This is a genomic window from Terrisporobacter sp. (assembly GCF_017888745.1).
In the GTDB taxonomy this organism is placed as follows: Bacteria; Bacillota; Clostridia; order Peptostreptococcales; family Peptostreptococcaceae; genus Terrisporobacter.
On record NZ_JAGHFM010000125.1, the window covers coordinates 1 to 10593 of the forward strand.

Sequence of the window (10593 nt, forward strand, 5' to 3'; positions counted from 1 at the left end):
ACTATATTAGGGGCATTATTAATAGGTATATCAAGAGAGATAGCGGCTGAATTTACATTCTTCTTAGCTATACCAGTAATGTTTGGTGCAAGTTTGCTTAAATTAGTTAAATTTGGTCTTGTATTTAAAAGTTTTGAATTAATAGTTTTAGGAGTAGGTACGTTAGTTTCATTTGTAGTTTCTGTATGGGCTATAAAATTCCTTATGGGATACATTAAAAAACATGACTTCAAAGTATTTGGATGGTACAGAATAGTACTTGGAGTTATATTATTAGTATACTATTTCTTTATGATGTAAATTGAATTATATAATAAAAAAGCTATTGTATTTTTATAATACAGTAGCTTTTTTATTTGTAAAAAAATTATATTTATTGATAAATATAATTTCAAAAGTAAGAATTTTAAATATTTCGTAAACATTTTGTGTATGCAAAAGTTATAGTTGTAGTAAAATAAAGTATTTTGATAATACTTAATAATTTAAAGATAATTATTTATATAATTAAATTTATTATTTGAATAAAGAAGAGAACTAGTTGAATATGTAAAATATTATATATATAATTTAGATGTATTTTAAATGTGTTAAAAATGTAAATGAAGATATTATTTTGTAGAATTTTGAATTATACACATGATTTTCCATAAGAAAGAAAACATTAGCATTAATCCATTATATTAATTTTGATAAGATTATATTAACAAAATTAGTATTAAGGAGATAGGGAAATGGAAAAATCATGGTTAGAACTAGAGAATAAAACAGTTTTAGTAACTGGAGGAGCATCTGGAATAGGTAAAGCTGTGGCACAAGAATTTTTAAATGTAGGTGCTAATGTAATTGTATGTGATTTAAATCCAAATCAACCAGAGTTTGAAATGAATGGTCATAGTGGAAAAATGACTTATTCAGTGATGAATGTTACAGATAAAGAAAGTATAATTGCTACAGTACAAAAAGCAAAAGAAAAATTCGGTAGTATAGATGTACTAGTTAATAATGCCGGTATAAATATACCATCTTTATTAATTGATGATAAGCAAGAAGGAAGTAAGTATGAATTAAATGATGATATATATGAAAAAGTAATGAACATAAATGTAAAAGGTGTATACTTATGTTCACAAATTGCAGGTAGAGAAATGGTTAAGCAGGGTCATGGTGTAATAATAAATATGTCTTCTGAATGTGGTTTAGAAGGTTCTGAAGGACAAGGTGTATATGCAGCAAGTAAAAATGCAGTAAACTCATTTACAAGATCTTGGGCTAAAGAACTTGGTAAAAAAGGTGTTAGAGTTGTTGGGGTAGCACCTGGAATAATGGAAGCTACAGGACTTAGAACTTTAGCATATGAAGAAGCTCTTTCTTATACAAGAGGTATAAGTGTAGAGGATTTAAGAGCTGGATATACAAAATCATCTACTACTCCGATAGGAAGAGATGGAAAATTAACAGAGGTAGCTAATACAGTTTGTTTCTTAGCATCAGAGAGAGCTGGATATATACATGGTGTAACTGTAAATGTAGCTGGGGGAAAAACTAGAGGATAGGCTAATCCTTTTAAAATCTGCAAAAGAGGGGGAGTATTAAATGAATAATATTAATGATGATAATCGTTTATGTAGAATTTTAAAGATTATAGAGCAGAGTAACTTGACGACAACACAATCTATTGCAGATAAATTAGGAGTTAGCACGAAAACAGTTAAAAACGAAATTAAAGAATTAAATAAATTACTAAATGGATATGGTCTAATTGATATTAAGCAAGGTAAATATGTACTGTTTATATTAGATCAAGAAAATTTTGATAAAGTAAGTCAAGATATACGTAGACAAGACTACTTTTTTAACTCACAAAATAATAGGATGTCATATATTTTATATAAACTTATGAATAGTGATACACCTTATTTAACTGATGAACTGGCTGAAGAAATGAATATAGGTAGAACAACTTTCATAGGTGATTTGAAAAAGTTAAGAAAAAAAGTTGAAGGCTATGGCTTGCAAATAGTAGGGAAGACAAATAAAGGATTATTTCTAGAAGGTAATGAAATAGACATTAGAATGTGTATACTTGATGGTATGTATGAATCTATTTATAAAGATTATAAAATAGATCAAGACATAGTAGATTTGGTAGAACAAATATGTAGACAAAATTCAATGGGCAGTGGAACTATAGATTATATAATGAAGTTTTTCACTGTAATGATAGATAGATTATTAAATGGTTATGAAATAAAATGTATGGATGTAAATTATAAAAAATTAAAGTCTACGACTACCTTTGACTTTATTGATGAAGTTATGAATGAAGTTGAAAAAAGTATACATATAAAAATTCCTACTAATGAAAGAATATTTATGGTACTGCCTATAGTGAGTATGCGTACTCCAATTAATTCTCAAGGTATCAAGAGAATTGAAGTATCAGATGAAGCCATAGAATTAGTAGAAGATATAATAAACCTAATAAAAAAACAAATGAATATAACTATAATGCCTGGAGATTTTTTTGAAGAATTCATATATCATATATTTTTTATGATAAATAGAATAAAATTTGGTATAAAACTTAAAAATCCAATAGTTGATGATATTAAAGAAAAGTACTCTGTGGCATATAAAATGGCTGAATTATCAAAATGTTTAATAGAGAATAAACTTGGAAGAGATGTATCAAAAGATGAAGTAGGTTTTATGGCTATGTATTTCGGAGTTTTTATATCAGAAAACTCATATAAAGAAGATAAGATATACAAGGTGGCAATAATATGTGGATCCGGTGTTCTAACTGCAAGAATAATATCAAGTCAGCTTAAGAAAATTCTATCAACAGAAGCTATTTTAGATATATATTCAAGTAATGAAGTGAGTGAAGAGTTATTAAATGAATATGACTTAGTATGCTCTACTTTTAAATTAAATTGTGATACAGACACACCAATAATTTACATGAAAGAGATATTTGACGAACATGAATTTAGGAATCAAATAGAGCAAGTAAAATTTACTGAAAAGCTTGAGGTACCTTTGTTACAAGGTGTAGATTCAATATTATTAAGTATATTAGATAAGGACAAGTTTTTTGTTCTAGATAATAGTCTTAGTTATGATGACAATATAAGTTTTATGGTTGATAGTTTATATGATAATGGTTACTTAGATGAGAATTTTAAAGAAAGACTTAAGATAAGAGAAGATAACTCTACAATGGTATTTGATAAACATATTGCTATACCACATGTGGTTAACTATAAAAGTGATAATATTGTTCTTGCACTAGGAGTATTTGAGGATAGTTTAATAGTTGAAGAAAATAGAGATGTAAAACTAGTATTCTTACTGGGAATTCCAGAGGAACTTGGTGAGAATGAAATCTTTTTAATTAAAATTTATAATGAAATTATATCTATAGCCAAAGACGAAAATAAAATTAAAGAAATATCAAGGTTAAAGAAATATAAAGATTTAGTTCTTTATATGATTAAAGAAGATACTATATCTAAATAAAGAGGTGAAAATTATATGATATTTTGGACTTTAATAATAAGTTTAGGTTTAGCATTTGTTATACAATTCTTTTTAACAATGTTGCAAATAAAACATTTCAACCAAAACTTTAAAGTATTAAGAAAAATGTGTAGAGTTGCCATTGGAAAGAAAAAAGGTGGATTTGCAGCAGGTTCTATATCAATGTTTTCAATAGATGATGATGGAATAATAATAAAAGGACTATGTCTATCGGGAGTTACAGTGCTAGCAAGATTTAAAGAAATTAATGACTTTAATGGAATGGATATTGGGAGTTTAAAGGAAGAACATGTTAAAAAGTATCCGAAACAAGTTCAAAAATCAATTTTAGATGCCTCTTTAAATTATATTACTATAACAAAGGGTGGTACAATAGAAGATAATCCAAAAACACCTATTCAAAAGGTCACAGGCTCGATTAAGAATGTAGTAGTTCAAGAATAAAAACGGAGGGTAAAAAATATGAATGCAATTATAAATTTAGCAGAAGGCTTCATGGGATTATTTGAACTTGGAGCAGAAACATTTGTAGGTTGGGTAACAGGGATAGTTCCACAAGTATTATTACTTTTAATAGCAATGAATACTTTAATTAGATTAATCGGAGAAGAAAAAATAAATAAATTTGCTCAATTCTCAGCAAAGAACCCAATACTTCGTTATATGGTAGTTCCTTTCTTAGGAGCGTTTATGTTAGGTAACCCAATGGCTTTATCATTAGGCAGATTCATGCCAGAAAGATATAAACCAAGTTACTATGCATCAGCAAGTTATTTCTGTCATACAAGTAGTGGAGTTTTCCCACATATAAATCCAGGTGAAGTATTTATATACTTAGGAATAGCAAACGGAATATCAACATTAGGATTAAGCACTATGCCATTAGCAGTTAGATACTTATTAGTAGGTTTAGTATGTAACCTTATGAGTGGGTGGGTAACTGACTTTACGACTAAAATGGTTATGAAGCAACAAGGTATAGAATTAAGCAAAGAACTTAAAACTGTTACAGCATAGAGGGGGATTTTAAAATGGCGAATTTTGGTACTATTAAAATAAACAAAGGCAATGGAGGATTTGGTGGTCCTTTAACAGTAACACCAACTGAAGAAAGAAATGTACTTTTATATATAACAGGTGGTGGAGCGAAACCAGACATAGTTGATAAAATAGTTGAACTTACTGGCTGTGAAGCTGTAAACGGTTTCAAAACATCTGTACCAGAGGAAAAATTATTCTTAGTAATAATTGACTGTGGAGGAACACTTCGTTGTGGAATATACCCACAAAAGAGAATACCAACAATAAATGTTATGCCAGTTGGAAAGAGTGGTCCACTAGCTAAATACATAACAGAAGATATATATGTATCTGCAGTTGGTCTTGACCAAATATCTTTAGTAGAAGGTGATGTTAAAGCTACTGCTACTGAACCTTCAACAGTAGAAAATGTAAAAGCTGATAAACCTAAAGAAGATAAAAGAGAATTTAAATATAGTGCAAACAAAAAAATAACTCAAACTACAGAAAAGGATGGTAGTGTAAGTTTATTAACTAAGATAGGAATGGGAGCAGGTAAAGTAGTTAATACTTTCTATCAATCAGCTTGTGATGCAGTACAAACTGTAATAAATACTATATTACCATTCATGGGATTCGTTGCATTATTAATAGGTATAATACAAGGATCTGGTATAGGTGATATTTTCGCTAAAGTGATGAGTCCACTTGCAGGAACAGGATTAGGATTAGTAATGATAGGATTTATTTGTTCTTTACCATTCTTATCACCACTTCTTGGACCTGGAGCAGTCATAGCTCAAGTTATAGGTACATTAATAGGTGTTGAAATAGGAAAAGGTAATATAAATCCAAGCTTAGCATTACCAGCATTATTTGCAATTAACACTCAAGGTGCATGTGATTTTATACCAGTTGGTTTAGGTCTTGCAGAAGCTGATGCTGAGACTGTTGAGGTTGGTGTTCCAGCAGTATTATATTCAAGATTCTTAACAGGTGTACCTAGAGTATTAATAGCATGGGCAGCTAGTATAGGATTATATGCATAAAACTAAAAAATATAAAAACAAATATTAAATTTAAAATATGTAAAAGTAAGAGGGGAAAAAATATGTCAGTAATATATAAAAATACAATAAAAAATATAGGAGCAGAAGTATCAGCATTTGAAGGAGAAGAAATGTTCATATTATTTGGAGATAACGCACCAGATACATTAAAAGACTTTTGCTATACTATAGATATAGAGCCAGTAAGTGAATCAATAGAAGTTGGAAATACATTAGTTATAGACGGAAATGAATATGAAATAACTGCACTTGGAAATGTTGCAGAAAAGAATTTAGTAAGCTTAGGTCATGTTACAATCGTATTTGATGGTGCTACAGAAGCATCATTACCAGGAAGTATATATGTTAAAGGATCATCAGTACCTAAGTTAAACATAGGTAGTGAAATATTAATAAGAAAATAATTCACTCTAGATAATAGAAATTATTAAAATCAGTTACTTCTTTATGTAGAGGTAGCTGATTTATTTGTTTATAATAATAAGTAGATATATTTTAGGAGGGAAATATGGAGTTAATATTAGACACAGGTAATGTAATAGAAATTGAAGATTTATATACTCACTTGTGTATAGATGGTGTAACTACAAATCCAAGTATAGTATCTAAAGAGGGTAAAGACTTTGAAAGTCTTATAAAGGAAATAGATAGTATAGTTGGAAGATATATACCAATACATGCACAGGTTATTAGTACTAAATTTGAAGATATGGTGGAAGAAGCATTATATATAAGTAATCTTCGTGAAAATATGTATGTGAAGATTCCAGTGACTAAAGATGGATTAAGGGCTATAAAAGAATTAAAAAAACAAGGTGTGAAAATTACTGCAACAGCAATATTTACAGCGCATCAAGGATTTTTAGCCGCAAAAGCTGGAGCAGATTATGTTGCTCCTTATGTAAATAGAATTGATAATATAAGTGGAGATGGAGTGTCAGTAGTTAGTGACTTAGTTAATATAATAGATACATATAATTTTAATTCTAAAGTTGTGGCAGCTAGCTTTAAAAATGCCCAACAAGTACTAGATTTAATGAAAGTTGGAGTTCATAGTGTTACTGTACCAGCTGATATTTGTAAAGCTATGATGGCACACCCTCTAACTAATTGGAGTGTAGATAAATTTATAGAAGACTGGTCAAATGTATTTGGAGAAGGTACAACTACTAATAAAAAATAGGAGATTAGATTATGTATTACGATTATCATATGCATTGTAACTTTTCTGAAGATAGTAAGACTCCTATGGAAGACATGATAAATAGATCTATTGAATTAGGTCTGAAAGAAATATGTTTTACAGATCATGTTGACTATAGTGTTATAGTAAATAATAAGGAAGTTGATTATAATGTTAATTTTAAAGATTATTTCAAAAAAATAGATTACTATAAAGAAAAGTATACAGATAAAATTAAAATCAAAAAAGGAATTGAAATGGGATTACAAAATCATGTGCTTGATAAATGTGCTGATGATGTAATTAATAATGAATTTGACTTTGTTATAGGTTCTATTCATACAATTAATAAATCTGAGTTGATTCAAAGACATTTTTATGAAGATAAATCTCAAATGGAGGCTTATAGACAATATTATGAGATTTTATATAGTATGATAAGTAAGTACAAGCACTACTCTGTATTAGGTCACTTAGATATAGTGAAGAGATATGGAGACTTAAATAATATAATAGATGATAGAGTATTTGCTGATGAGATTGATGAAATTTTAAAATTAGCTATACAGGATGGGAAAGGTATAGAAATAAATACTTCTAGTTTTAGATATAGATTACCAGATTTAACACCATCATCGTATATACTTAAGAGATATAAAGAACTTGGAGGAGAAATAATAACAACAGGTTCAGACTCTCACAATACAAATCAAGTTGCTCATAAATTTGATTATATCTATGAATGTTTACGTCAGATGGGATATAAATACATCTGTACCTTTGATAAGATGAAACCTAATTTTATAAAATTATAATATAAATAAGGATGATATTAAGATATCATCCTTTTGTATTTAATATATTTGTTTGAAACCTTCCCCAAGTGCTTCATGTACATCACTTATAATAACAAATGCATTTGGGTCTACGGATTTGACAAGTTTTCTAAGTGTTGATATTTCTCTTTTTCCCACTACTACAAGTAAGGCATCTTTTTCTTCTTTAGTATAACCACCTTTTGCATTTAAAATCGTAACACCTCTACCCATTTTTTCTAAGATAACATTGGAAATTTCATCTGATAAATTTGATATTATCATAAATGACTTAGCACTATAGAGACCTTCTATTACCATATCACTTACAATAACAGCTATATATAATCCTAAAGCAGAATATAAACCAATTTCAATTTTTCTAGTAGCCCAAATTGATAATATTACTACAATGAAGTCTGCACACCCCATTAATTTGGGTACACTTACTGAAGGCATTAATCTATTTAATATTAATCCGATTAAATCAGTACCACCTGTAGTACCATTAATTTTAAATATTATACCTAGACTAAGTCCTAAAAGGACACCTCCTGAAAGAGTTGCTAATAGTACATCATTAGTTATATCAAGATAAGAAAGTTTATCACATAAATTTAATGCAGATGTAAAGAAAAAAATTCCTAAAAGTGTTTTTAAACATTCTCTTTTTGTTAGTACCTTATAAGCAATAATAAATAATGGTATATTAAATAGTAGATTAACAACCCATAAAGGTATATTAAGCAAATTTTTGATTATAACAGCCAATCCCGTTAATCCACCAGGTGCTATTGAGTGAGGATCAAAAAATAATATAAATGATAGTGCCATTAAAAAACAACCGATTATAAGAAGTAGGGTTTCATACATAAAATCTTTAAAAATAATTTTTTCTTCCATCATAATAAAACCTCCACTATATTTTATGAAATTTAATACATAAAATACCAGTATATAAATATTACTTTATAATGAAATTAATAAAAAATTCGACTACAATATATTTACAAACTTATAAAGGGGTGGCATAAGGTGTTTTTTTATAGTGGGGATTTAAGTAAATTTAACTTATATGAATTTCACAAAGATATAGATGAATTGTTTTTTGTGAAAAAATGTGTAAATGGAATTACAATATCACTTGAAACAAGTAAAGAAGTTAAAGATATAAGAGAATTACTAAAAGAGAATAGATGTCTATACTATGTTTTTGGGAAAAGAGCAGGTAAATATTTAATATGTGCTAATGGGAATAAGTATCTAGTAGATGATGATAGGAATGAAAGCTCTAAGGGGATTTACATGTCTGATGCTTATTTTAATCAATATGAGGATATTAACATAGGTTTTGTAATAAAAATTGAAAATGATATCATAAGTGTAGAATCAGCAATAGAGGAAGAAGGAATTAATTGTAGGATATATGAAACTATTGATGACTGTGGGGATTTAAATATAAAAATGAAAGATTTCATAAATACATATATTATATAAATAATAAAAAGAGTAAAAATAATCGAAAGATTAAATTTTACTCTTTTTTAATTGTAAGGAAATTATATGTTATCTGATTTGTAGATAACATATAATTTCCAACTTTGTTACTTGAGCAACGGACGCAGTCGTTGGCGACATGAACGAAGTGAATTTTTTTATATTTTAAGGGATTATACTCCATAAGTTCCAGTAATGCTATCTTTGAATATTGGGAGATTTGGAGTATTGAAAGTAAGAAAAATAAAAAATAATACAATGAAAAATAATATTAATAGGGAAATTTTATAATTAACTTCTTTTCCATGTTTATAATAATGTAGTCCGATGGATTGACCAATTATTATTGAAATTAAAAATAATAATATATCAAATATTATTGATTTTATTCCAAATCCACAAGCATAAAGATAATACATAGAATTTTGAAAAATCATAGAAAATAATAAAGATATTATAGAGGATATGAACCATCTATCTTTATTAAGATTATATTTATTTTTACCTATTAAGTAGAAGGTTATCCACCATAATATAACAGGTAGTAATAATAATTTTAAATGTTCCCAGATACTTTCGTTAACAGGAAATATACTGCCAATAATAATAGAATTATTAGTTAAATCGTATAAAAAATGAGATATACTTCCAAGGATAAAGATAATTATTACACTGATAAAAAAATTTTTATTTAATGATTTATGGTTACCTATTTTAATCAACTCCTTTTCGATTAATATTATATGAAGATTTTAATTGATTGATTCTGTAAAGTCTCATATGTAAAATCTGATAATATATAAAACCAATTTGATAATAATACATATATATATATTAATAGGTAGACAATAATTTCATAAGCAAAGGAGGCGAAAATAGTGTATAGTTCAGATCATTATAATCAATATAGGGATTTATTTATAGGTTTAGAACATCCTGTACAACTTGCTAATGGTCAAATGACAACACAAATAGGATTTGATAATGCCGCAACAACTCCATCATTTAAATCTTCATATAGAGCTTTCTGTAGGGGACTAGTAACATATGGAGCAGTAGCACGAGGTACTGGACAAAAAAGTGAGATTACTACACAAAATTATGAGGATGCAAGAAATATAGTTCTGAATTTTTTCAATCTAGGCAAGAGTAAAGATTATACCGTTATATTTGGAAAAACAACAACAGAGTGTATGAATTTGCTATCTGATGTTTTGATAAAAGATAAAAATGATAAAATACTAACGACAAGGATGGAGCATCATGCTAATGATTTGCCTTGGAGATACAAAGCCACAGTAGAATATGTAGATGTAGATAAAAATGGCAGAATAAATATAAAAGACATAGAAGAAAAGTTAAAAGAAAATAAAGGTGAAATAAAATATGTTACTGTAACAGGCGCTTCTAATGTTACTGGTTATATAAATCCAATACATGAAATAGCTAAGATATGTCATAA

13 protein-coding genes are annotated in these 10593 nt (G+C 27.9%); 11 read left to right on the forward strand and 2 right to left on the reverse strand.

What is annotated here, in order from left to right; all coding sequences use genetic code 11:
- The 9 genes from J7G74_RS06080 to J7G74_RS06120 all read left to right on the forward strand — a co-directional run.
- Positions 1-300, forward strand: a 300-nt coding sequence (locus tag J7G74_RS06080) for an undecaprenyl-diphosphate phosphatase (protein WP_297133153.1), incomplete at its 5' end; no start/stop codon positions are given.
- A gap of 434 nt (positions 301-734) precedes the next feature.
- Entirely contained in the window at positions 735-1556 is an 822-nt protein-coding gene (locus J7G74_RS06085) for an SDR family oxidoreductase (protein WP_297133156.1), read from the forward strand.
- Positions 1557-1596: 40 nt separating this feature from the next.
- Positions 1597-3525, forward strand: coding sequence for a BglG family transcription antiterminator (locus tag J7G74_RS06090; RefSeq protein ID WP_297133158.1), 1929 nt, complete (start codon positions 1597-1599; stop codon positions 3523-3525).
- A gap of 15 nt (positions 3526-3540) precedes the next feature.
- Complete coding sequence (locus tag J7G74_RS06095; RefSeq protein WP_297133160.1) at positions 3541-3990, forward strand: transcriptional regulator GutM; 450 nt, start codon at positions 3541-3543, stop codon at positions 3988-3990.
- 18 nt (positions 3991-4008) lie between these two features.
- Positions 4009-4563 (forward strand): PTS glucitol/sorbitol transporter subunit IIC, encoded by a 555-nt coding sequence (gene srlA, locus J7G74_RS06100; RefSeq protein WP_297133162.1) that lies wholly within the window; start codon positions 4009-4011, stop codon positions 4561-4563.
- Positions 4564-4577: 14 nt separating this feature from the next.
- Positions 4578-5615: a PTS glucitol/sorbitol transporter subunit IIB gene (srlE, locus tag J7G74_RS06105; RefSeq protein WP_297133164.1), complete on the forward strand. Its 1038-nt coding sequence runs from the start codon at positions 4578-4580 to the stop codon at positions 5613-5615.
- Positions 5616-5677: 62 nt separating this feature from the next.
- On the forward strand, positions 5678-6040 hold the full coding sequence (locus J7G74_RS06110) for a PTS glucitol/sorbitol transporter subunit IIA (RefSeq protein WP_297133166.1): 363 nt from the start codon (positions 5678-5680) through the stop codon (positions 6038-6040).
- Positions 6041-6144: 104 nt separating this feature from the next.
- Complete coding sequence (locus tag J7G74_RS06115) at positions 6145-6819, forward strand: fructose-6-phosphate aldolase (RefSeq protein ID WP_297133168.1); 675 nt, start codon at positions 6145-6147, stop codon at positions 6817-6819.
- A gap of 11 nt (positions 6820-6830) precedes the next feature.
- A complete protein-coding gene (locus J7G74_RS06120) occupies positions 6831-7634 on the forward strand; it encodes a histidinol-phosphatase HisJ family protein (RefSeq protein ID WP_297133170.1) in 804 nt (267 codons plus the stop codon).
- Positions 7635-7673: 39 nt separating this feature from the next.
- On the opposite strand, the gene J7G74_RS06125 is transcribed toward J7G74_RS06120, so the two are convergent.
- Positions 7674-8540: a YitT family protein gene (locus J7G74_RS06125; protein ID WP_297133173.1), complete on the reverse strand. Its 867-nt coding sequence runs from the start codon at positions 8538-8540 to the stop codon at positions 7674-7676.
- Between the two features lie 129 nt (positions 8541-8669).
- Between J7G74_RS06125 and J7G74_RS06130 the strand changes: the two genes are divergently transcribed.
- A complete protein-coding gene (locus J7G74_RS06130) occupies positions 8670-9131 on the forward strand; it encodes a hypothetical protein (protein ID WP_297133175.1) in 462 nt (153 codons plus the stop codon).
- Between the two features lie 173 nt (positions 9132-9304).
- Here J7G74_RS06130 and J7G74_RS16910 read toward each other — a convergent pair whose 3' ends face one another.
- Positions 9305-9853, reverse strand: a complete 549-nt coding sequence (locus J7G74_RS16910) for a DUF6512 family protein (RefSeq protein WP_443081644.1) — start codon at positions 9851-9853, stop codon at positions 9305-9307.
- A gap of 156 nt (positions 9854-10009) precedes the next feature.
- Here J7G74_RS16910 and J7G74_RS06135 point away from each other — a divergent pair.
- Positions 10010-10593: aminotransferase class V-fold PLP-dependent enzyme (locus J7G74_RS06135; protein ID WP_297133177.1), on the forward strand; the 584-nt coding region annotated here is incomplete at its 3' end.

What these genes read in the sequence shown, in the direction of transcription:
- J7G74_RS06125 (WP_297133173.1), bottom strand. Translation starts at nt 8,540, where the DNA reads ATGATGGAAGAAAAAATTATTTTTAAAGATTTTATGTATGAAACCCTA.
- J7G74_RS06095 (WP_297133160.1), top strand. Translation starts at nt 3,541, where the DNA reads ATGATATTTTGGACTTTAATAATAAGTTTAGGTTTAGCATTTGTTATA.
- J7G74_RS06120 (WP_297133170.1), top strand. Translation starts at nt 6,831, where the DNA reads ATGTATTACGATTATCATATGCATTGTAACTTTTCTGAAGATAGTAAG.
- J7G74_RS06110 (WP_297133166.1), top strand. Translation starts at nt 5,678, where the DNA reads ATGTCAGTAATATATAAAAATACAATAAAAAATATAGGAGCAGAAGTA.
- J7G74_RS06090 (WP_297133158.1), top strand. Translation starts at nt 1,597, where the DNA reads ATGAATAATATTAATGATGATAATCGTTTATGTAGAATTTTAAAGATT.
- J7G74_RS06115 (WP_297133168.1), top strand. Translation starts at nt 6,145, where the DNA reads ATGGAGTTAATATTAGACACAGGTAATGTAATAGAAATTGAAGATTTA.
- J7G74_RS06085 (WP_297133156.1), top strand. Translation starts at nt 735, where the DNA reads ATGGAAAAATCATGGTTAGAACTAGAGAATAAAACAGTTTTAGTAACT.
- srlE (WP_297133164.1), top strand. Translation starts at nt 4,578, where the DNA reads ATGGCGAATTTTGGTACTATTAAAATAAACAAAGGCAATGGAGGATTT.
- srlA (WP_297133162.1), top strand. Translation starts at nt 4,009, where the DNA reads ATGAATGCAATTATAAATTTAGCAGAAGGCTTCATGGGATTATTTGAA.